General features: G+C 63.6%; 21 protein-coding genes and 1 tRNA gene. 13 read left to right on the forward strand and 9 right to left on the reverse strand.

The annotated features are described in order from the left end of the window. Positions 1-7 precede the first annotated feature (7 nt). The 7 genes from V3328_RS17045 to V3328_RS17075 form a co-directional block, all read right to left on the reverse strand. Positions 8-820: an MBL fold metallo-hydrolase gene (locus V3328_RS17045; RefSeq protein WP_340330904.1), complete on the reverse strand. Its 813-nt coding sequence runs from the start codon at positions 818-820 to the stop codon at positions 8-10. Continuing rightward, positions 820-1617, reverse strand: coding sequence for a TatD family hydrolase (locus tag V3328_RS17050; RefSeq protein WP_340330905.1), 798 nt, complete (start codon positions 1615-1617; stop codon positions 820-822). Before V3328_RS17050 ends, V3328_RS17045 begins: the two co-directional genes overlap by 1 nt. A gap of 5 nt (positions 1618-1622) precedes the next feature. Next, positions 1623-3182 carry a methionine--tRNA ligase gene (gene metG, locus V3328_RS17055; protein ID WP_340330906.1) on the reverse strand — a complete coding sequence of 520 codons (1560 nt, stop codon included), beginning with the start codon at positions 3180-3182 and terminating at the stop codon, positions 1623-1625. Between the two features lie 61 nt (positions 3183-3243). Next, positions 3244-4299, reverse strand: a complete 1056-nt coding sequence (locus V3328_RS17060; RefSeq protein ID WP_340330907.1) for a DNA polymerase III subunit delta' — start codon at positions 4297-4299, stop codon at positions 3244-3246. Next, entirely contained in the window at positions 4296-4979 is a 684-nt protein-coding gene (gene tmk, locus V3328_RS17065) for a dTMP kinase (RefSeq protein WP_340330908.1), read from the reverse strand. Before tmk ends, V3328_RS17060 begins: the two co-directional genes overlap by 4 nt. 26 nt (positions 4980-5005) lie before the next feature. After that, positions 5006-6175 (reverse strand): D-alanyl-D-alanine carboxypeptidase family protein, encoded by a 1170-nt coding sequence (locus V3328_RS17070; protein ID WP_340330909.1) that lies wholly within the window; start codon positions 6173-6175, stop codon positions 5006-5008. Between the two features lie 190 nt (positions 6176-6365). Next, positions 6366-7301 carry a septal ring lytic transglycosylase RlpA family protein gene (locus V3328_RS17075; protein WP_340330910.1) on the reverse strand — a complete coding sequence of 312 codons (936 nt, stop codon included), beginning with the start codon at positions 7299-7301 and terminating at the stop codon, positions 6366-6368. A 465-nt stretch (positions 7302-7766) separates the two neighbouring features. Between V3328_RS17075 and V3328_RS17080 the strand changes: the two genes are divergently transcribed. From V3328_RS17080 to V3328_RS17095, 4 genes are all read left to right on the forward strand, one after another. Beyond that, positions 7767-7856, forward strand: a tRNA-Ser gene (locus V3328_RS17080). A 202-nt stretch (positions 7857-8058) separates the two neighbouring features. Next, positions 8059-9306, forward strand: a complete 1248-nt coding sequence (locus V3328_RS17085; protein ID WP_340330911.1) for a tyrosine-type recombinase/integrase — start codon at positions 8059-8061, stop codon at positions 9304-9306. A gap of 198 nt (positions 9307-9504) precedes the next feature. Further along, on the forward strand, positions 9505-10950 hold the full coding sequence (locus V3328_RS17090) for a DUF3987 domain-containing protein (RefSeq protein WP_340330912.1): 1446 nt from the start codon (positions 9505-9507) through the stop codon (positions 10948-10950). A gap of 667 nt (positions 10951-11617) precedes the next feature. Further along, positions 11618-12445, forward strand: coding sequence for a BglII/BstYI family type II restriction endonuclease (locus tag V3328_RS17095; protein WP_340330913.1), 828 nt, complete (start codon positions 11618-11620; stop codon positions 12443-12445). Here V3328_RS17095 and V3328_RS17100 read toward each other — a convergent pair. Next, positions 12419-13060: an MT-A70 family methyltransferase gene (locus V3328_RS17100; protein ID WP_340330914.1), complete on the reverse strand. Its 642-nt coding sequence runs from the start codon at positions 13058-13060 to the stop codon at positions 12419-12421. The two genes, V3328_RS17095 and V3328_RS17100, sit on opposite strands and share 27 nt — an antisense overlap. Before the next feature lie 218 nt (positions 13061-13278). After that, positions 13279-13521, reverse strand: a complete 243-nt coding sequence (locus V3328_RS17105) for a hypothetical protein (protein WP_340330915.1) — start codon at positions 13519-13521, stop codon at positions 13279-13281. A 367-nt stretch (positions 13522-13888) separates the two neighbouring features. Between V3328_RS17105 and V3328_RS17110 the strand changes: the two genes are divergently transcribed. From V3328_RS17110 to V3328_RS17150, 9 genes are all read left to right on the forward strand, one after another. Next, complete coding sequence (locus tag V3328_RS17110) at positions 13889-14581, forward strand: hypothetical protein (RefSeq protein WP_340330916.1); 693 nt, start codon at positions 13889-13891, stop codon at positions 14579-14581. Positions 14582-14694: 113 nt separating this feature from the next. Further along, complete coding sequence (locus V3328_RS17115) at positions 14695-15183, forward strand: hypothetical protein (RefSeq protein WP_340330917.1); 489 nt, start codon at positions 14695-14697, stop codon at positions 15181-15183. Further along, positions 15173-15979, forward strand: coding sequence for a head maturation protease, ClpP-related (locus tag V3328_RS17120; protein ID WP_340330918.1), 807 nt, complete (start codon positions 15173-15175; stop codon positions 15977-15979). The genes V3328_RS17115 and V3328_RS17120 overlap by 11 nt, the downstream gene beginning before the upstream one ends. 5 nt (positions 15980-15984) lie before the next feature. Continuing rightward, complete coding sequence (locus tag V3328_RS17125; RefSeq protein ID WP_340330919.1) at positions 15985-17073, forward strand: phage major capsid protein; 1089 nt, start codon at positions 15985-15987, stop codon at positions 17071-17073. 390 nt (positions 17074-17463) lie between these two features. Then, a complete protein-coding gene (locus tag V3328_RS17130) occupies positions 17464-17715 on the forward strand; it encodes a helix-turn-helix transcriptional regulator (protein WP_340330920.1) in 252 nt (83 codons plus the stop codon). A 9-nt stretch (positions 17716-17724) separates the two neighbouring features. Beyond that, the gene (locus V3328_RS17135) at positions 17725-17955 is read left to right on the forward strand and encodes a hypothetical protein (protein ID WP_340330921.1); all 231 of its coding nucleotides are present in this window, start codon (positions 17725-17727) and stop codon (positions 17953-17955) included. Between the two features lie 20 nt (positions 17956-17975). Continuing rightward, positions 17976-18170 carry a hypothetical protein gene (locus V3328_RS17140; protein ID WP_340330922.1) on the forward strand — a complete coding sequence of 65 codons (195 nt, stop codon included), beginning with the start codon at positions 17976-17978 and terminating at the stop codon, positions 18168-18170. Positions 18171-18710: 540 nt separating this feature from the next. Continuing rightward, positions 18711-19118: a hypothetical protein gene (locus tag V3328_RS17145; protein ID WP_340330923.1), complete on the forward strand. Its 408-nt coding sequence runs from the start codon at positions 18711-18713 to the stop codon at positions 19116-19118. Positions 19119-19203: 85 nt separating this feature from the next. Continuing rightward, on the forward strand, positions 19204-21132 hold the full coding sequence (locus V3328_RS17150) for a tetratricopeptide repeat-containing sulfotransferase family protein (protein WP_340330924.1): 1929 nt from the start codon (positions 19204-19206) through the stop codon (positions 21130-21132). Positions 21133-21142 lie beyond the last annotated feature (10 nt).

A 21142-nucleotide genomic window follows, 5' to 3' on the forward strand; every position in this document is an offset into this window, starting at 1 on the left:
GCGTACGTTACGGCTGGCCGCTATCGGAGAGTTCGATCCGCATGCCGTCGTATGCCGGAACCACGTTCGCAGGCAGACGGCCGCGCAGCGCCTCGTAGTCCAGGTCGACATGCATATTCGTCAGGATCGCGCGGCGCGGCTTGATCCGGCCCACCCATTCCAGCGCCTCGTCCACGGTGAAATGGCTGATGTGCGGCGACTCCCGCAGCGCGTCGACGACCCAGACGTCGAGATCCTGAAGAAGCTCGATGCTCTCTTCGGGAATGTCGCTGACGTCCGGCGTATAGGCGAAGTCCGCGAAGCGAAATCCGAGCGCCGCGGACGGGCCGTGGATCACCGGTATGGGCTCGGCGACGATGGCGCCGCCCTCCCCGTCGATGACGACGGGGGTCGGCGGCAGCATTTCGTGGGAATCGAGTATCGGCGGATACGGACTGCCCGGCGGTGCGTCGAAACAGTACGAGAACCGCTCCTTAAGCCGCTCGCCGGCTTCGGGCTCCATGTAGACCGCGACCCGGCGGCGATTGTGGATCACGATCGGCCGCAGATCGTCGATGCCGTGCGTGTGGTCGGCGTGGTCGTGGGAGATCAGGACGCCGTCAAGCCAGGATACGCTTGCGCCGATCAGCTGCTCGCGCAAATCGGGCGATGTGTCCACCAGCACCGTCGTCGAGCCGTTCGGCCCGGACCGCTCCACCAGGATCGAGCAGCGGCGTCGGCGATTCCTCGGGTTGGCCGGATCGCAGGCGCCCCAGCCGCTGGCGACGCGCGGCACGCCGCCGGAAGACCCGCATCCCAGGATCGTGACGACGAGCCCCATCAGGCAGTTGCGTACTCGACCGGGGTCGGCACCCGGCGGAACAGGCGGAAGAAATTCTCCGAGGTTTGCCGGGCAATCTCCTCGAACGTGACGCCGCGCGCGCCGGCGAGCACCCTGGCGGTCTCCACGACATAGGACGGCTCGTTGCGACGGCCACGGTGCGGCGGCGGTGCAAGGTATGGCGCGTCGGTCTCCACGAGCAGCCGGTCGGCCGGCAGCGAAGCGGCGATGGTGCGCAGTTCGTCGGACCGCGGGAAGGTCAGGATACCCGAGAACGACACGTATAGGCCGAGTTCCACACCGGCGCGGGCGAGGCCGGCGCTCGAACTGAAGCAATGCAGGATCGCATCGAACCCGCCCCTCGCCATTTCCTCGCGCAGGATGGACTCGGTCTCCGCCTCCGCCTCGCGGGTATGGATCACGAGGGGCAGACCAGTGCGCCGTGCCGCCTCGATCTGCATCCGGAATCCGGCGGCCTGCAGGTCGCGAGGCGAATTGTCGTAGTGGAAGTCGAGCCCCGCCTCACCGATCGCCACCACCTTCGGGTGCTCGGCGGCCTTCAGGTAATCGTCGAGCGTTGCGTCGGCTTCCTCCGCAGCGTTGTGGGGATGCGTGCCGGCCGAGCAGAACACGTCGTCGTAGCGCTCGGCGATCGCCAGCACCCCGTCGAACCGGCGGATGCGGGTATTGATCGTGACCATGCGGCCTATCCCGGCCGCCCGCGCGCGATCGACGACATGGTCGAGTTCTTCGGCGAAGTCCGGAAAATCGAGGTGGCAGTGGCTGTCGACCAGCATCCCGGTCAGTCCCCCTGCCCGCTTTCCGCGGCCTCGACGTATCGCGGGAATACGGGTCTGGGCGCCGGCAGGGCCGTCCCGGCGGCAAGACGGCCGGCCTCGCCGAGATGGGCGAATTGGCGCCTGGCCTCCGGTACCGCGACGAGATCGAGCAGCGCGGCGGAGGCGGAGGGCGTGAACGGATGGATCAGGATCCCGATCTGACGCAGCACCTCGGCCGTCACGTAGAGAACGGTTGCGAACCGGTCGGGATCGGACTTGCGAAGGGCCCACGGCTCCTCGGAGGCGAAATAGCGGTTCGCATCGGCGACCACCGCCCAGATGTCAGCCAGGACCACGTGGAGCTGCTGCGACTTCATCGCCTCGCGCGCCTTGCCGATCAGTCCGTCACAGGCCGCCAGCATCGATACGTCGGCGGCGGAGTACTGGCGGGGTTCGGGCAGAGTGCCGTCACAGTGCTTCGCCACCATCGACAGCGACCGCTGCGCCAGATTTCCCAGGTCGTTGGCGAGGTCGGCATTGATGCGCTGGACGATCGCGTCGTGGCTGTAGTTGCCGTCCTGGCCGAACGGCACTTCGCGCAGGAAGAAGTACCGCACCTGGTCGACGCCGTAGTGGTCCGTCAGCGCGAACGGATCGACGACGTTTCCGACCGATTTCGACATCTTTTCCCCGCGGTTGAACAGGAAACCGTGCGCGAAGATCCGCTTCGGCGGCTCGATGCCGGCCGACATCAGAAATGCCGGCCAATAGACAGCGTGGAACCGCACAATGTCCTTGCCGATGACATGCAGGTCGCACGGCCACCATTTGCGGAACGGCTCGCTGTCGATGTCAGGATACCCAACCGCGGTGATGTAGTTGGTCAGCGCGTCAACCCACACGTACATGACGTGCTCGTCGTCGCCGGGGACCTTAACGCCCCAGTCGAAGGTGGTGCGGGAGACTGACAGGTCCTGCAGTCCGCCCTTCACGAAGCTGACCACCTCGTTGTAGCGCTCGCGCGGCATGACGAAGTCGGGATGCGCCTCGTAGAACGCCAGGAGCCGGTCCTGGAAGGCCGACAGCCGGAAGAAATAGCTGTTCTCCTCCGTCCACTCGACGGGCGTTCCCATGGGGCCGACGCGCACGCCGTCGTCCCTTACGGTGGTCTCGGATTCGGCGTAATAGGCCTCGTCGCGCACCGAATACCAGCCGGAATAGGTGTCGAGGTAGATATCGCCGGCCTCGGCCATCCGTTCCCAGATGCCTTTCGAGGAGGTGTAGTGGCGCGGTTCGGTGGTGCGAATGAAATCGTTGTTCGAGCAACCGAGCTGTTCCACCATCTTCCTGAAAAGCGGGGTGTTCCGGTCGGCCAGCTCCCTCGGCGTAAGACCCTCGCGCGCCGCGGTCTGGGCCATCTTCAGGCCGTGCTCGTCGACGCCGGTGAGGAAGAACACGTCGTTGCCGTCCAGCCGCATGAACCGCGCGATCGCATCCGTGGCCATCGCCTCGTAGGCGTGCCCGATGTGCGGCGCGCCGTTCGGATAGGAAATCGCGGTGGTGATGTAGAATTTCGGCTTCATCGCTGGCGTTCGGTCCGGGTCCGTTGCGTCGGCAAGACCGTTCGTTTCCGCCAGCGTCCTGTCAGACGCGAGCCGCGTCCTGCGAAGCTGCGGCGGAGATGATCCGGAATACCGACAGAAGAGTTTGCGTGCGGTCGAGATTGAGCCTTTCGGTCTCCGACAGTGCGCGCGTGACTTTCTCCCATACCTCCGCCCACGGCGCAAGAACGGCCGCGTCCGCCCCTGCCCGGGCCTCTCGGCTCAGCTTGCCGGTCAGCCAGTCGTAGATCAGCGATGTGGCGAGGGCATAGCGCGCCTCGGCGCCTCGGCGGCCGATCGCCTCCGCGAACTTCTGCGCCTTGAGGGGATCGTGGCCGGGCATGCGATCGAGAATCGCAAACAGGCCCTCGACGGTCTCGACGGCGTCATCGGCGACGAGTTCGATCGCCTTGCCGAGGCTGCCCCCCGAAAGCCGCGCCGCCATCTCCCGCGCCCCATCGTCCCGGCCCAGGCCTGCGGCACGCAGTGTGGACGCGATTTCGTCGATGCGCAGCGGCTTCAGAACCAGGCGCCGGCACCTGGAGCGGATGGTCGGCAGCAGCCGGCCCGGCGTGTTCGACAGGAGCAGGAATACGCTGCGCTGCGGCGGCTCCTCGAGCATCTTCAGCAGGGCGTTGGCGGACGATCGGTTGAAGTCGTCGGCCGAGTCGACGATCACCACCCGCCATCCGCCGCTGGCGGATGTCGTGGACAGGAACCGGGCAATCCTTCGCACGGCATCGACATTGATGACGGTGGCGGTGAACTTGCCGTCTTCGTCCCGGGGCCGCTGAAGCACCACGAGGTCGGGATTCGACCTTGCCCGGAATTGCCGGGCCACCGGGTCGTCCGGGGCAACCGACAGGTCCGCCGCCTCGACGACCGCGGGGTTCGCCGGATCCGGATGCCGAAGCAGGAACCGCGCAAACCGGTACGCGAGCGTCGCCTTGCCGACGCCTTCCGGACCTTCGATGAGCCATGCGTGGTGGAGCCTGTCGGACCTGTAGGCATTGAGCAGTGCGGATTCTGCCTCGACGTGTCCAAGCAGGACGGATGCCGCTTCTGGCGGTTCGAAAGTCTCGATCGCCGACGTCGTCATCGATCAGCCGTACTGTCGTTCGTTTCGTCCGCAGCGACGTCCAGCCTGTCCGTGACGACCTCCCAGATCGATGCGGCGACTTCGTCGACGGTCCGGTTCGCGTCGATCAGAACGCAACGGTCCGGTTCGTCGCGAGCAATGTCCAGAAATGCCTGGCGCAGCTTCCTGTGTTGCTCGATATCCTCCTTCTCGAATCGGTCGGAGGCGCCCTCCCCGGCCTCTGCCGCCGTCGCCGCGCGCGCCCGGGTCAGGCCGATCTCGGGATCGAGGTCCAGGATCAGGGTCAGGTCCGGCATGTCATCACCGACGACCGATTTTTCCAGTGCCTTGAGGAGGGCGGAGTCGACGCCCCCGAGCGTCCCCTGATAGGCGCGGGTCGAATCGGCGAACCTGTCGCACAGGACCCAGCTTCCCGAGACGAGCGCCGGTCGGATGACTTCGTTGAGATGATCGTCTCGAGCCGCGTTCATCAGCAGGGCTTCGGCAAACGGGCCGAGCCGGGCGACGCGTCCTGAAAGGATCGTGCGGCGAATGATCTCGGCCCCGGGGGTGCCGCCCGGCTCGCGCGTGGTCACGACGTCGATGCCCGACTTGCGAAGCCTTTCGGAAAGTCGCTTCAGCTGTGTGGATTTGCCCGTACCCTCGCCGCCTTCGAATGTGATGAACTTGCCAAGCGCCATCGGGCGTCTACAGACCAGCGACGAGGTTACTTGCCGGTGGCAGCGTCGACGCCGGTGTGGATGAGGCCAACCATAAGCTCGTAGACGGCATCCAGTGCGCGGCTGTAGAGCGGCCCGACGTCGATCGACTGCGTCGCAAAGAGCGGTACCTCGCTGATCAGTTCCTCATCGTTCATCACCTGGAGAACGCCGACACTCTGTCCCTGCTCCACCGGCGCCCGCAGCGGCCCATCATAGACGATCCGCGCACGCAGTTTCGACTTCGCTCCCTTCGGAACGAGAATCCGGATCGGATCGCGGCCTGCCAGTGCCACCCAGCCTTCCTCACCGCCATATACTCCGACCTCGCCGACACTCTCACCGCCCTGAAACAGGGTTACCTTGTCGAACGAGCGGAATCCCCAGGCGAGCAGCTTCTGCATCTCGTTCTCGCGCTGGTTTCCCGACGCGAGTCCATGAATGGCGGCGATGATGCGCTGGTCGTCCTGCACAGCCGAGGCCACCATGCCGTAGCCGCCTCCCTGCTCGTCGTATCCGGCAAACATGCCATCGACGCCGATCGACAGCCCGATCAGCGGATTCTTGTTGAGCTGCCGGATCTTGTTCCAGGTGAATTCCGGTTCGGAGAAATAGCGATAGAGCTGCGGATACTGCCGGATGACGTGGCGCGCCAGCGTCACGAGATCGCGAACCGACATCCTGGTCTGCTCGTCGTCGGCACCGGGAAGCCCCGTCGAGTTGATAAAACTTGATTGCTGCAGGCCTAGTTCGCGACCGCGTTCGTTCATCATCACGGCAAACGCCGCCTCGCTGCCGGCCATCGCCTCGGCGATCGCAATGCACGCGTCGTTGGCGTTCTGGACCATGATGCCGCGCAAGAGGTCCTCGAGCCGGACGTTCGAATTCACCGAGGCGAACATCGTGGAGGTGCGCGACGGGGCGCCGCCCTTGCGCCACGCATACTCCGAAACCAGCAGTTCGTCGTCCAGCGACAGCCGCCCCTCCTCGATCGCCTGGAAGACGAGTTCGAGGGTCATCAGCTTCGCCATGCTGCCGGGCACGATCGGAACGTCGGCGTCTTTTGCAAGGATGATCGTGCCGGTCGTGTCGTCGAGGACGAACGCGTTCTGCGCCGACGTTTCGATGGGTTGCGCACCGGCCGGGCCCACGCCGCCGACCATCGTGGCGGCGAGCAATACGGTCGCCAGGACAATCGACGAAAGGAATGGTCGAGCCGGATTCCGCGGGAACCGGACTCTGTCTACGCGAAAGTACGCCATATCGTGATCACTTGGGGCCAGCCTGCCCCGTGGTGATAACAAGCCATGATTAGCTGGTAAAGCGGCCAGATTCCGGCCGTTCGCCGGACCGGCCACTATGGCGCGGTTAGCGCGGAGGACCGACGCTTGCGGCCATCACGCCGGAAGGATGGTCGAAGAGACGGAACGCGGCAGCTACGGCGGCATCGGCTCCGTGTGCGTCGACGAAACCGGAAACCCACTGATAGGTGACCTTGCCGCCGGTCCCGGCCGTCTCAGGGGCCGGTCCAGTCACCGGACCGGCAAGGGAGCCGGGCGCCGGTTGACCGGCCGTATCCTGGAACGATGCCTGCTGGAATCCCATCGACACCGGGCTGGCCGAGGCAGCGGGCTGACGGGCGGCGGACGCCACGGCGTGCTGCTGTTCCTGCGGCGGCGGCGGAGGCGGCGTGAGGCCCGCCATCATGACCGGGCCGACCGGCACGCCGTCATTGCGCACCGTGGTGGTCAGCCACTGGCCGTCATTGCCTTCGAGCGGTGCCATGCCGACGTATTGGACGCGCACCTCGGCCGTGCCGTTCGACCTGAAGTCGAGAATGTCGGCAGTGCGCCTCGACAGGTCTATCACCCGGTCGGAGGCGAACGGACCACGGTCGTTGACCCTTACGACGACGGAGCGGCCGTTCTCCAGATTGGTCACCCGGGCATAGGTCGGCAGCGGAAGCGTCGGATGGGCCGCCGTCAATGCGCCCATATCGAAGATCTCGCCATTCGCGGTGCGGCGGCCGTGGAAATCCGAGCCGTACCAGGAGGCCAGGCCGACTTCGTCGTATCCCGGGTCTTCTTTCGGATGGAACCAGCGACCGGCCACCTTGTAGGGGTTGCCGACCTTGTAATAGCCGCCCCCGCTGGGAATCGGCTGGCCGAACGGAATGACGCGCGGGCTGGCCGTGACCCCGTACTTGTTGGAGCTGCTCGTCTTGCATCCGGCGACCGGCAGCGCGACCGCCGCCGCAAGGGTCCCGGCAATCAGGAGCCGGATCACGGCCGAATGCTCCCGCACGGGCCTGACGTCCTGCATGGTCCCGCCGATGATATTGGCTCGGCTTCCCCGTCCGATCACTTCGCACCCCGTCGGTCGCCTATGTCGACGTCTCCTGTGTCGGGTTTCTCCCGATCGCGTAGCGGAGGCCAGTCGAACCTATTCCCATCACCGGCGACGTTCGCCTTGCACAGGTTACACGTGCGTTAAGCACGCCTCCAGCTTCCCGGGCGTGGTTACCTGCCGCTTAAGACGCGTCCCGCGCAGTCGCAACGTGGCCGGCTCCTGGGGCCGAATTGTGACGAAAATGGGGACGTTCAATCCACACGACACCTTGGCACTCCCACGATCCCGAAGAAAACACATCAAAACGCTGTTTCATGCAGTTAGATCATCGCCATTCGAAGGATTCCTGCCTGCCGGATCTCCGCCCAAGCCAAGACCGGTTGATGCCGAGCGCGGCATCGGCGAATGTGCGCTTGAGTCGGATGGGTGGCCGAGTGGTTGAAGGCACCGGTCTTGAAAACCGGCAGGCGGGCAACCGTCTCGTGGGTTCGAATCCCACCCCATCCGCCAGTTACCTCCTCCCTTGCGATTCCAGTTTGTCCCAGATTGCCCCTCCCTGTCTACCCATAGTCATTGAAAACACTAGTGAAATTCCGATTTCGGGATGCCGGCGGACAACCCCGGACAACCTGAAACCGAGATTCTACCCCGCTTGATTGTGGTAATCGCTGTGGGTATCGTCCGCGAACCTTGTGGATATCGAGGGGCGAATATGAAGCTCACGGACGCCAAGATTAGGAACGCCAAGCCGACCGACAGGGCCTTCAAACTCGCGGACGGGGCTGGGCTAACCCTTCACGTCAAGCCGAACGGCTCAAAGCTCTGGCTGTTCCGCTATCGCGTTGGTGCTCGCGAGCGGACCCTCTCCATTGGCCCCTACCCCGAGGTATCGCTTGCTGACGCCCGTGAGGCGCGCGACCGGGCGCGGGGCGAAATTCGCGACGGACGCGACCCCGGCGACGTCAAAAAGCTCCGCAAGCTTGCCGGACAAACGGCGGCGGCAAATACCTTCGAGGCGATGGCCCGCGAGTGGCACACCCTCAACTGCCCCGGCTGGACGGAGACCCACGCAGCGGACGTGATCGGCTCACTGGAGCGCGACGTGTTCCCGCACCTAGGCGCAATCCCGTTGCGCGATATAGATGCCCCGGCGGTACTGGCCGTGATCCGAGCCATTGAAGCCCGGCCCGCTATTGAAACGGCCCGGCGCATCCGGCAGCGAATTTCGGCGGTGTTCGTCTATGCCATATCGACGGGCCGGGCCGAAAATGACCCGGCAGCCACCGTCAAGGGAGCGCTGGCACCGCTGCGTAAGGGCCGGCAACCGGCCATCACCGATCTGGACGAAGCCCGGCAAATGCTCCGGCGTGTCGACGAGGAGACCGCACACCCCGTCACAAAGCTTGCGATCCGGCTGCTTGCCCTGACGGCCGTGCGGCCCGGCACGCTAGCGACGACGCCGTGGACCGAATGGACGGACCTCGACACCGAGAAACCCGTCTGGCGCGTCCCTGCGGCGCGTATGAAGATGCGGCTTGCCAACAAAGACGACGCGGCCCGCGATCATTTTGTTCCCCTCCCCCGGCAGGCAGTGGAGGCCATCGACGCGCTGCGGTCGCTGTCCGGGCGGTCGCCTTACGCGTTTCCGAATGCGCGCTTTTCGCACAAGCCCATGTCGGAGAACGCTATGGGCTACCTTCTCAACCGGGCCGGCTATCACAGCAAGCATGTCCCGCACGGCTGGCGCGCGACCTTCTCAAGCGTGATGAATGAGCGCTACCCAGCAGATCACCGCGTGATCGAAGCCATGTTGGCGCATTCGCCAAAGGACAAAGTTGAAGCCGCCTACAATCGCGCGGCGCATATGGCGCGGCGGCGCGAGCTTGCGCAGGCTTGGGCGGACCTTCTCATGGAAGGCGCCACTCCGCTGGACGCGATCCTGATAGCCCCGAGGCGGTAAGTCGCCGCGCGCAATAATGCGCATTTCCTAACTCCAGCGGGGAGCGACACCCCGTGCAGTCAGAGAAGGCACCGGCAACTAGCCAGAAATGAAACACCACTCACCGGCCATGCGACCCGCATCAGGGGCGCGGGCCATCACTCAACAAAGCCTCGACCCGAACCGGGCCGGGGCTTTTTTTATGGGAGTTTTCCAGTGATGGAAGCACAAAAAAACGGGCCGGCTGACACACAGCCGACCCGCGAACAGGAGAACAGAAACACCAATACGAACATGGTGCCTACCGTCGAAAGTTCCAGTGTCGCGCAAGACGCCGAACCGCAGGGCATCTCCGCAGATACGGCCGAAGGCGACCAACCATATCCAATCTATGGGCCGGGTGACGATCCAACCTGCCCCGGCGGGTTCATGGAGGCACTGATCGACTGGATTGCCCGCACGAGCGACCAGCCGTCGCGCGAGCTTGCGCTGGCCGCGTCGATCCCGGTGCTCGGCGCGGTGATCGGCCGGCAGTACCAGAGCCCGACCGGCCTGCGGACGAACTTCTTCACCCTCGGCTTGGCGCCCTCCTCTTTCGGCAAGGGGCACGCGCGGAAGCAACTCAAGCGGCTTCTGGACGCTTCCGGCCTCCGGCGCGCGGTGCAGGGCGCGGACGGCTTCGAAAGCGCGCAGGGCTTGGCGCGCGGGCTCGTCGAAAAGCCGACACAGATTTGCATGATCGACGAGTTCCACGGTCTCTATCGGCAGATCAGCGATGATCGAGCCGGCATCAATAACCAGCGCATCCGCACGACACTCATGTCGCTGTTCTCGGATGCTGAGACCAGCATGGACGGAACCGAGCGGGCGGGAGAAGCGGCGGTCGTGGTCCGTAATCCAAACTTGTGCCTCTACGGCACAACGACGCCAGCCGCCTTCTGGGGCGTAACGAACACCGGCGCGGTGGCGGACGGGCTTCTGGCCCGGTTTATCGTGTTCGACTTGTCGGACCGGAAGCCGATCCTGCTGGACGAGCCGCCGGACCCCTCGCGCGACATACCGCAACACCTGATTGACGGAATGCAACGGCTGTACGTCGGGAAGCGTGCTGACGAGCGCAACAACATGCTGGGCGCCGTGCCCAATACGGCGCAGATTGACGCGCAGGTCGTGCCGTGGTCGGACGCGGCCAAACGGCTCTTTCTCGACTTCCGGCGGGAGTGCTTCGACAATCAGGAGAAGGCGGCCGCTCAGCTACAGGAGATTTACGGCAAGGCACGCGAGCACGCGATCAAACTGGCATTGCTTCTGGCCGTTGTCGAACGTCCCGGCAACCCTGCCCCGAGCATCGAGCGGCGCCACGCCATCTGGGCGACCGATCTGGTCGGCACGCTGATCGAGGGCTACGTCAAGGCGATTGCGGAGAACATGGCGGACAGCCCACACGAAGCCTCCGTCAAGCGTATCCTCAAGCACATTCGAAAGGCGGGCGGAAAAGGCATCGGCGCCAGCCGTCTAGCCGATTTCACGCGGTCGATTGAGCCACGAGCGCGCGACGCAATCCTGCGAGACTTGGCGGCGACCGGCCATATTGAAGTGGCCGGCGATGTCGGCAAGTTCGGGGCGCGATACCTGAGCCGGATACCACCGCACGCGCTAGAGTGACTTACAACCGGCCGGGGGACTTACAAATCCACAAGTCCCCCGGTTTTGTCGCCGAGGACCGATTTACAATCGTATCTACAATCGGCGGATTGTAAACGGTATCCACGAAAAAGCTAACTAAAACATATGCTTATGCAGAACTTACAACAGTTACAACCGATTCTGAAAATCTACATTTTGCCCCTGCATGGTGGCGTTCTTAAGACCCGGTTGTAAGTTGTAAGTTGCACGGAGCGCTTCGCCATCTATAAGCCGGCGAACCAATATGACAGAAAGAACATGCCGCGCCGGGCCGCCGGGCCGCCTACGGGGGAGGCCACTTCGCATTCCGGCCGGATGCCCCCCCGGCTGGATCAATCCGCCGGCGCGAACCGCGCGGCCGGAGCCATTTGAGAAGGCTGCTCCGGGAGGGGTTCTAGTCGACCGGCCGGGGGCGTAGGGCGCCGAGCTTGTCGCGCATCTCAATCGCTATTGCGATTGGGGACGTGGATAGACGCACAGAGAGAGTCACAGGCGGGCATTTGAGGGGGTGCCCGCTGTGGCTACCGGAGATGGCATAGCGGCCGTCAGTGAGTCCATGTGGGGCTTATTCGACTAGGGCCGGTCTTTGCCCTCGCCGCCTATACCACGACTCAGCTATCTATCGAGTAGATAGGGGGCGTGGTCAGTGTTCGAGACGCTGAAAGAGAACGGATTCCAAGTGGAATTTCTTTCGCACGCGAAAGCGATCTTGTCAGAGGACTTTCCGGAGGCGGTGAAAGAGCTAGAGACCGTGCTCGCCGACGTCAAATTGCCCATCGAAGAGGTAATCGGTTCCGGCGGGGGCGAGACCAAGGGGACGCAACGCCTTCGGCGGGCACTTGCTTCGGCTGGTTGGCCCAAAGGCACGTTTCGAATTGAAAAGAAGATCAATGATGTAACGCGTGAGTCAATCTCGCATGAGATTGATCATGTCAGGACATTCGATAATCGGGGCGTCATCGCGCTTGAAATTGAATGGAACAACAAAGACCCATTTTTTGATCGTGATCTTGAGAACTTTAAAAGATTGCACTCAGAAGGGGCAATTTCTGTTGGGGTCATTATCACGCGCGGCACATCCCTTCAGGATAGCATGCGCGACTTCGTGCTGCGTTTTGCCCAAGACAGGGGGTTGCAGGCCCTAGACGATCTCGCGGCGCTTGAATTACGGCCGACGAAGCGCCAGAGCGATACCGTTACGCGGCTTTTGACGCGCGACCGCGATCCCCTACCCTTCCCCGAGGCTTGGTCCGGCGTATTCGTCGCGGACAAATATGGTGCGGCAACGACCCACTGGAGAAAGCTAGAGGATCGGGTGCACCGGGGGGTGGGCAATCCCTGCCCGCTGTTGCTTATCGGCCTGCCCGCATCGATTGTCACGTTCGGTGAAACCGACGTTGACGCGGAAGGTGAGCCGGTTGAGCCGTTCGACCCAGAAGATGCTGCTCTACTCGGCGGCGATTCGGCGGGTTGAGGCTGAGTTGTAAGCGTATGTGCTCCACGTCGGCTGATAAGCGTCGTCAGCTTGGTTCCCCCAAACCTCCCAACCCCTTCGAACCCCCCGCGAGAACATTTCTAAGCGCGGGCCGGGGCTGCAAGATTCTATTATCTCATACTGCTCATCCGGTTTGCGGGAGTGCTCACGTTTCCGCGACGCAATCATGTTGACCTGCCGCCGACCGGCCTCAAGCGTTCGCGCGTTCTTTCCCCGAACGCCGAACAGGATCAACTCAGTCACGTTCCGAAAATAAAACCCAACCCCGCGACCGTCCGATCCGCCATCTTTGCGCACCTTGTGCCAGACTAAGTTGGATTTGTAGGTGAAACCCCAAGCCTGCATCACGGCAATTCCCTCGGGCAACAAGGCATTTGGAACCCAAAGATAAAGATGCGCCGGCGATGCCGCGACGTCGGCAACGGGAAGGGCCATAATGTCCTCCAGCGTCATCGTCGCGTAGCGTGACAAGCGCCGATGTTCTGGCGCCACCTTGCCGGTCTTGTTTTGGAACTGCCACGGTGGATCGGCGAGGATCGTTCCAAACTTGCGACCGTCGACGAATCTCAAAAGCCCTTCGCCGAAGCGGTCCATATTCATACCCCTCACATTCACTATGAGTCGCAGTCCAACTGCCACGCTATAAGAGCCTGAGTCGGGACACCATACCAAGTATGACGTCAGCATCATGTGTTTCGGGGCACCCCGGCCGGGGGTGGCTCAAAAGTCCAGCGCTTTGCCCGCCTAGACCGCCGCCCCCGTGCAACGCGCGTGTGCGCGAAATTCCGATACGGGGTCGGGACAACCTGCGATCAGCGCACCCCCGCCTCCTGAGCGATGCCCTCAACGGCCTCGCAGCGTCGGGCCAGTACCTCAGCCGCCCGGACGTGATAGGTCGCCATGACCTCCGGCCCGAAGTGCTCCGTGGCTAGCGTCGCCGCGATATCGAGCGCCGCGCCAATTGCTTCTTCCTGATCCGCACCCCGCGCCAGAGCCTCATTCGAGGCATTGATAATCGCTGCGGCGAAATGTTCATGCATTTCTTGTGATTTCACGGCATAACTCCTGATTAGATTTCAATACCTCAAGCGTATTTAAAATCAGTTCTGTCGACCACGCAATGGATATCAAACGCTCAACTAGGGTACACAGTACCCTATAGTGGGTACTGTGTACCCCTTCTGGAATTTTTTTTCGGATCGGTATTTTCAAGAGTCCGATTGCCTAATATTATTTTCTAGATTGCGGAACGGCACGGGACAGCCACAGCGAACCGTACCGGGCGCGGCAGACGCATTAATCCGCGAGGGATTTGGAGGTTTCCAGTCGGTAATGCCGACACCGGCGCCGCGAAAGCGGCAAATTGCAACACCAAACCCCGTGGGGGCGATATTGAAAACTGAGACTAGTGCGAACGCGGCCTTGGCCGCGAATGAGGAGACTTGCGCGTATGCGGACGCCATCGCGGCACGCGAGTGCTATGAGAAGAACCCGACGCCGGCCAATCATCGGGCGTATCGGAAGGCTTCGGAAACCGCAGGCGACCAGCGGACACAGGTAACCAACTGGCCGCTGCATAAGGCGCTCAAGTCGTCCGATGACGAGTTGATGTTGCAAACCGCAATCGAGCTTTTTCGCATCTACGAGAGTGTACAGTCGGAACCGCTTCTCGGCGGTAGTGGGTGGGAGCGCGGCTTGCTTCAGGTCGATCAAAAGACCTGGATCGATCCGAAGACGGGCGAGACGGCTTACAAGGGCGCCCGCCAGTTAACCGGCGAGAGGTTTGATACGGACTTTGCCCCGGTGGGCAGTGACGGGACGCCTCGCGAATGGCACGGGGACAGCGTTTTCGATGATCTGAAGCAAAAAGCCATCGATGAAAAGCTCTTGCCAAAAATCGAGGCAGAGCTAGGGCCGCTCAAAGGCCCGATTGAAGAGCTTGTGATGGGCGCGGCGACCCTGCGGGCGGTTGGCGAAAGGTACAGTTCGGCTACCGGGCAAGTCGCGGGAAAGGTCGGTAAAGGGTACGCCGATATTGGGCTTCGCACCGTCTACCGCGTGCTCGCGAATACCCCCGGAAACCGCATCCACCGGCTGGCCAGAGCAGCTAACTGATCGTTGGTGTACACCAGTTTGCCGGCCCACGGGGTAAGATTAGGGAAATCGATTACGAGCCCGTCGCAGCAATGCGGCGGGCTTTTCTTTCCATACGCCAGAGGGAGCTAACGATGGCTGAAACAACGGAGGTGCCCGACCGGCTCGTGGCCCGGTTCGACGACACCGCCGCGTGTTCGTTCGCCGAAGTCTCGCCGCACGAACTCGCCGAGTACAAGGAATGGACTGACCAGTCCAAATGGTCAGCGGTCGATCTTATCGCTATCTGGATTTTCGCGCGATTGTCGCGGGTCGGGCAGGAGCCGTTCAAGGCCGTCTTAATGGCTACCGTCGTGGCGGGAAGCGCGGCAACCCGCCCTGAGAATGAATGGATGTTCTACGACGCCGCCGATGACGTCGTGAGCTTCGGCACCCCCGGCACGGATGGTAGCGACGATCTCGCGGTCAAAGTTTGGGAGACCATGCTCGCCGGCGGGAAATGCTTCCGCGTCGGTATGGTGTGCAAGCAAATGCTCGCGTTGGCCGACGACGTTGAGCGGTTGCATGTCGTCACCGCAGACGGCGCGCGCCCCTATAGCGAGGCCATGCGCGATGACGACTGACGCCAATCCTTTCGCCGGCCTTCCGTCAGCGAGGCCCCAGAACATCAAGTTCAAGATGCCCTCCGAGGCGCCGATGCTCCGAGCGAACGCAGATAGCGCGACGCTGGATGCCTTCGGGCCAGTCGGGCTGGAAGGCTTCGACGAGGCGGGCATCGCGGCCGTGCTGGACGAATTCGACGGGCGCGACATGACCCTCCGCGTGAATTCCGGCGGCGGGGACTACTTCGCCGGGGTCGGCATCTACAACCTTCTAGCCGGATATCCGGGCCGGGTGACGGTCCGCGTCATGGGCTTGGCGGCGAGCGCCGCGAGCCTTCTGGCGATGGCCGGCGATGAAATCGAGATGGGCACGGGCTCCCGGCTCATGATCCATAGGGCGTGGGCAGCAGTCATCGGTAATACCGAGGATATGGAGGCCGCGAGGGCGATCCTCGCCGCGCTCGATACAACGGCGATTGCGATCTACGCCGGCAGGTCGAAGCAATCCCGAGACAGCATCGCCCGCATGATGGCCGAAGAGACTTGGCTGGATGCGGCAGAAGCGGTCCGGCTCGGATTTGCCGACCGCAAAGTTAAGGCCCCGCCACTGGCCGGGCCGAAATCCAAGGCGAAGAACCTGACCGATGTCTCTCCGAGGGAGTTGGAGAGAGTCCTACGCGACGTGGGGCTGTCCGGTTCGCGAGCCAAACGAGCAGCGAGCGCGGCCGTCAAAGCCGTCTCGCCTGAGACCCAGAAAATCGAAGCCGAACAGATCGCCGCCAAAGCGCGGGCGGTCGCGGCTTCGTTGAGGAGGTAATCTCAATGGAACATGAAACTGTAATGGCCGCCCTGACCGACATGGGCACGGCGACCACCGAGCGTTTCAATTCGCTCGACGACAAGATCGAGGCGCTGGAGACCGCCAATCTCGATATCGAGAAGAAGCTCACCGCCGACCGGCCATGGGGCGGCGGCTCCGTTCGTAGCTGGGGCGATCAGGTGTCGCGGTCGGAGGATTGGGCCGCAATGGCAGCGGCACGGCGCGGCACGATCAAGATGGCCATCACGACCGCCGACGACAGCGGCGGCTCGCTGATCCCGCCGGATCACCGCACCGACCCGGTTCTGATGCCGCGCCGCCGTATGCGCGTCCGCGACCTCCTGAACCCCGGCCAGACGTCCAGCAACGCCGTGACCTATAGCCGGCAGACCACGCGCACGAACAACGCGGCGGTCGTGTCGGAAACGACCGAGAAGCCGGAGAGCGTGTACGAGTTCGAGACCGTGACGGCGCCGGTTCGGACTATCGCCCATTGGGTGCCCGCAAGCGTTCAGGTCTATGACGATGCTCCGGCGCTGGCTTCGGTCATCAACGGCGAGCTTCGCTACGGGCTGGAATACGCCGAGGAAGAAGAACTGCTGTTCGGCGACGGTACGGGTGAGCATCTTGAAGGGCTTGCGACAGTAGCGACGGCGTTCAGTGCTCCGTTCAGCGCGTCGGGCGACACGGAAGTGGATGTCATCCTTCAGGCCATTTCCCAGCTTTCAAACTCGGAGGTGGAGGCCAGCGGCATCATTCTGAATTCTCAGGATTTTTTGCGCATCAGCGGCCTGAAGGATGCCGAGGGCCGATATCTTCTCGGGAATCCTCACAATGCCGGGCAGCCGCGCATGTGGGGCTTGCCGGTTGTTGCAACCCCGGCAATGCCCGTCGATGCTTTCCTCGTCGGCGCCTTCAGGCGCGCAGCCACCGTGTACGACAAGATGCTGCCCGAGGTCGTCGTCTCCTCCGAGGATCGCGACAATTTCATCAAGAACATGCTCACGGTTCGTGCCGAGGAGCGGTTGGCGATGAGCGTCTCGCTTCCGGGCGCACTGATCTACGGCGATTTCGGCAACGTTTCTGAGTAATCGCGACTGGCCCGACGTTCGGGCGGGGGCGGCCTTTCGGGGCCGCCCTTTTTTGTTCCTTTCTTCCGCTAGCCGGCAGTTGTGGGGTGCTCGTTGGCTTAGCCGAGCCCGTCGCGTTCGCGCGGCGGGCGCCTATTCCCCGGCCGGAAGATAGGGTTTCGGCCGGCCGGGGATCGCTGGCGTCGTTTCCGTATGCGAGGCCAGCCGGCCGGGGTGAGATGCACACGCCCCGGCCACATTTTCCGCAGTCGGTGCGTGTCTCGTCGCGCCGATGCCTCGCCCGCCGTGATGGCACTGCCCTGCCCTAGCAGCGGGCCAGCGGGGCGGTGCGCGTTCGTGGGGAGCGCGCACCCCCTTCCTTTCCTCAATCACGTACACAGGAGGCACAGAATGGTCACTACTCAGATCGACGGCTTGCTCACGATCAAAGAAGTCCGCGAGGTTGTCCGGCTTGGGCGCAGCACGATCTATCGCGAGATGGACGCAGGACGGTTTCCGCGCCCGTTGACGCTGGGCGCGCGGTCCGTCCGCTGGCGCGCGGCGGATATCCGGCAGTGGATCGCGGACGGCCCTAAGCGCACGGCGACCTCAATGCAGGCGCCTTCCGAGGACGAACTTGCCAATCTGGCGGTCGGGCGCTGAGGGGGCACGATGTTTCGCAACCCTCAGACCCTAGCCGACCGCCGCCGGCGCGAGATACAGGCCGAGTTGCGCCGGCAGCGGCTTGCCGCTGGCATCACCTATCCGGGCAAGCCGTGCGACGCGTGCGTCCCGGTCGAGACTATCGAGTGGCGGGAGGGCTCCGGCTCTACCCCGCCGGTTCATGTCGAGCCGGAGGGCGATAGCATGGTCACGTTGCCCTCCGGCGCGGGGGTGGTGTGATGGGAAACCGGCTAGTTGATATGACCGGCCAGCGCACCGGCCGGCTGGTTATCGTCGAACGCGGCAGCAGCGACGCCCGTGGCAATGCCCGTTGGCGGTGTCGCTGCGATTGCGGCGCCGAAACGGTCGTGCGCGGGCATCACCTGCGCACCGGCAACTCGAAATCCTGCGGGTGCTTCAAGGTCAATCGAGCCCGGCCCGTGCGGCGCAATTGAGCACGACAACCGCATATTCGGACGACTGTGGATATCATTGTGGATATCTCGTCATTGGCGCAGAGTAATATCTTTTTGCATCAATGGCTTAGACCGTTTGTTTGATGGACACCCCATCCGCCACCTGCGTGCGGTTTATTCCGGGAGGCTATGGGCGGGCACGATGCGCTGGGCTGCGCTCCTCTCCGGCGGGATCCGCCAAGCGTTTGCGCAAGCGAACGCAGCGTTTGCAACCCGTGGCTCGAATTTGCAGCACGAAAGCCTCGGACGGCCGCCAATCCGGGTCGGCTGACCGCCGGACACGCATCGATTGGGCGTGCCAAGGCGGAGCGGCGCGGTCAGCCTTACCTTAGGTAACATTTAGGTTGTCCCAGATCCCCGTTGCGTTAAGCTTCCATGGAGTGGGGAACGGGGCTTCATCGGTTAGTCCCGCTGTCTCCCAATGGTGTTTCTAGACGCGCAATGCTGGATCGGCATTGAACGTTTGGAGCGCAATCCAGCGAAGCCGAGGCCGACATTGCATTCGAGGTGGACCATACGGTGCTTCACGCGAATCCTACTGCCCAGGGGTTCGAGGTGATCCTGCCCGCCACTGCCGGAGAGGCGTGGCTCCTGTCGTCGTCGTGGGTGCCGCACCATCACCGGGCAAGTCCGGATCGGCGCAATCTGGGCGTGGTTCTCCGACACCTCACGCTCACGGACGATACCGGAAACGTCCGCCGGATCGACGCTGCCGACCCGCGCCTCGTCTTCGGCTTCCATGCCATCGAAGGAGGCGGAAGCGCGATCCGCTGGACCACCGGTTGGGCCCTGCTGCCAGCCACGCTGTGGGCCGGGATGAGCGGCGCGGTGAGGCTTTGCCTCGCCCTCGATACCGGCGCAACGCGGCGCTGGGTCGCTCCCTCCAGAAGCGCAGCCGTGCAGCAGAGCGTTTCGCTGGCGGCCTGACTTACCTAGCCCCCAGGCCCGAACCAGGCCGCGCCCCCCTCAGGACGCGGTCCTTTTTCATTTGCGCAAGCGAGAGCGGCATATCATGGAAACAACCGATCAGATCTGTTCGTGCGGCACCGGCCTTCCTGCCACTTGCTGCTGCGACTACGACCAGCAGATCGGATCGGCCGCCACGCCGGGCGACGGCAACGACATCCCGGCAGATGGCCGGAACCCCTCGGACGGGGCCGGCGACGGGCGGATCGGCGACGGGCGGATCAGCGACACCGCGGCGCACGCCGAGAACATGCAGGCTTTCGCCCAGCAGATCGAAAAGGCGCAAAAGGCCTGGCAGGAGAATGACCCGGCCACTGCCGAACGACTTGCCCTTCGGGTGCTGAAGGTCGCGCCCCGCCAGCTAGACATGTTGCGGCTCCTGTCGATGATCCGAGAGTCGGAGCGCAAACCGCAAGCGACGCGCGTGCTTCTGCGCAGGATCATCGCCGCGGCGCCGACGGCCTTGAACGCGATGAACAGGCTGGCCCTGCTGGAGCTTCGCCAAGGCAACGTGGACGCTGCAGAGGTGCAGGCGCGTGCCGCCGTGCGTCTGGCGCCGGACAGGCCGCAGGCGCACAATCTCATGGCGATGGTCATGACGCAGCGCGAATTCGGCGTCGTCGGAGAGTACCATTGTCGACGCGCCCTCGAATTGTCCGGCAAGCGCATCCCCCTGGTCCTCTCCAACCTCGCTCTCAACCTGCGCAATCAGGGCAAGATCGATGAGGCCCGCGACGCCTATCGGGAAGCGCTCGCCCTGGAGCCCAAGTCCCGAAAGACCTGGCTAGGCCTGGCTCGCCTGGAAGAGGCGGACCGGCAACTCGATGCCGCGCATGCAGCGCTCGACGAACTTGCCCGCGTCAGACCAGGCAAGGACCCGGCAGCGACATTGTTGCGGGCGACCGTCCTGGGCCGGCAGAAACGCTATGACGAGGCCCTCGCCTTGCTGGAGACCGCAGAAGGGGAGGAAAGGGCGCAGCTCCGCCCCATGGAACGGCTCGAACGGGGCCGCTTGCTCGACCGGCTCGGCCGCTACGACGAGGCGTGGACGGACTTTCAGGCGGCCAAGGCGCGGGTCCGGGAGATGAGCGGTCGCGTCTACAGGGAGGCCGAAGCTCGCGAGCACGCGGACCAGTTGAAGTCCTTCTTCGAGCGCCGACGTCTCGACGTCCTGCCGCGGGCGGAAACGCGGACGGATATGGGGCAGCCGATCTTCATCCTCGGGTTCCCGCGGTCCGGCACGACGCTGCTGGAGCAGACCCTTTCGGCATCGGACCACATCGCGGCCGGGGACGAACTGCCGCTCATCCACGAACTCGTGGCGATCTCGCAACGGCTGCTGAACTCGCCCCTGCCCTTCCCCGCCGCGCTTGCCGAGCTCTGGATGGGCGACCGCCGCTACGGGCTCGAGACGATGCGCGACCACTACCTGACCCGTGCGCAGCAACTGGGAGTGTTGCAGCGGTCGACGACGCTCTTCACCGACAAGATGCCGCTGAACGAAGTCCATACAGGGCTCATCGCGCTGGTCTTTCCCCAGGCCCCGCTGCTTCACGTGATCCGCCATCCGCTCGACATCATGGTGTCCGCCATGTCCAATTTCTTCACGCATGGCGCAAACTGCTCCAACGCCCTCGACTCCGCCGCCAAGCACCTCCTGCTGTCGCACGAACTGGTGGAGCACTATCGCGGCGAGATGGATCTGAACTATCTGCCGGTGCGCTACGAAGACATCGTCGACGATCAGGAGGCCACGATCAGGGAGGTCTTCGACTTCGTCGACGTGCCCTTCGATCCCGCCGTGCTGGAGTTCGAAGGCAACCGCCGCTACGCGCGCACGGCGAGCTATGCACAGGTCACCGAGAAGCTCTACGACCGGTCCCGCTACCGGTACCGGAACTACCTGCCTCATCTCGAGCCGGTCGTGCCGATGCTCCAGCCGCTGATCGAGCGGCTCGGCTATCGCGTGGAATAGGCGCCCGCGA

The sequence above is a fragment of the Microbaculum marinum genome (genome assembly GCF_037855135.1).
In the GTDB taxonomy this organism is placed as follows: Bacteria; Pseudomonadota; Alphaproteobacteria; order Rhizobiales; family Tepidamorphaceae; genus Microbaculum; species Microbaculum marinum.

Bases quoted from the DNA above. Each gene is read 5' to 3' on its own strand.
- V3328_RS17045 (WP_340330904.1), bottom strand. From the start codon at position 820: ATGGGGCTCGTCGTCACGATCCTGGGATGCGGGTCTTCCGGCGGCGTG.
- V3328_RS17050 (WP_340330905.1), bottom strand. From the start codon at position 1,617: ATGCTGGTCGACAGCCACTGCCACCTCGATTTTCCGGACTTCGCCGAA.
- metG (WP_340330906.1), bottom strand. From the start codon at position 3,182: ATGAAGCCGAAATTCTACATCACCACCGCGATTTCCTATCCGAACGGC.
- V3328_RS17060 (WP_340330907.1), bottom strand. From the start codon at position 4,299: ATGACGACGTCGGCGATCGAGACTTTCGAACCGCCAGAAGCGGCATCC.
- tmk (WP_340330908.1), bottom strand. From the start codon at position 4,979: ATGGCGCTTGGCAAGTTCATCACATTCGAAGGCGGCGAGGGTACGGGC.
- V3328_RS17085 (WP_340330911.1), top strand. From the start codon at position 8,059: ATGAAGCTCACGGACGCCAAGATTAGGAACGCCAAGCCGACCGACAGG.
- V3328_RS17090 (WP_340330912.1), top strand. From the start codon at position 9,505: ATGGAAGCACAAAAAAACGGGCCGGCTGACACACAGCCGACCCGCGAA.
- V3328_RS17100 (WP_340330914.1), bottom strand. From the start codon at position 13,060: ATGGACCGCTTCGGCGAAGGGCTTTTGAGATTCGTCGACGGTCGCAAG.
- V3328_RS17115 (WP_340330917.1), top strand. From the start codon at position 14,695: ATGGCTGAAACAACGGAGGTGCCCGACCGGCTCGTGGCCCGGTTCGAC.
- V3328_RS17120 (WP_340330918.1), top strand. From the start codon at position 15,173: ATGACGACTGACGCCAATCCTTTCGCCGGCCTTCCGTCAGCGAGGCCC.
- V3328_RS17125 (WP_340330919.1), top strand. From the start codon at position 15,985: ATGGAACATGAAACTGTAATGGCCGCCCTGACCGACATGGGCACGGCG.
- V3328_RS17130 (WP_340330920.1), top strand. From the start codon at position 17,464: ATGGTCACTACTCAGATCGACGGCTTGCTCACGATCAAAGAAGTCCGC.
- V3328_RS17135 (WP_340330921.1), top strand. From the start codon at position 17,725: ATGTTTCGCAACCCTCAGACCCTAGCCGACCGCCGCCGGCGCGAGATA.
- V3328_RS17140 (WP_340330922.1), top strand. From the start codon at position 17,976: ATGACCGGCCAGCGCACCGGCCGGCTGGTTATCGTCGAACGCGGCAGC.
- V3328_RS17150 (WP_340330924.1), top strand. From the start codon at position 19,204: ATGGAAACAACCGATCAGATCTGTTCGTGCGGCACCGGCCTTCCTGCC.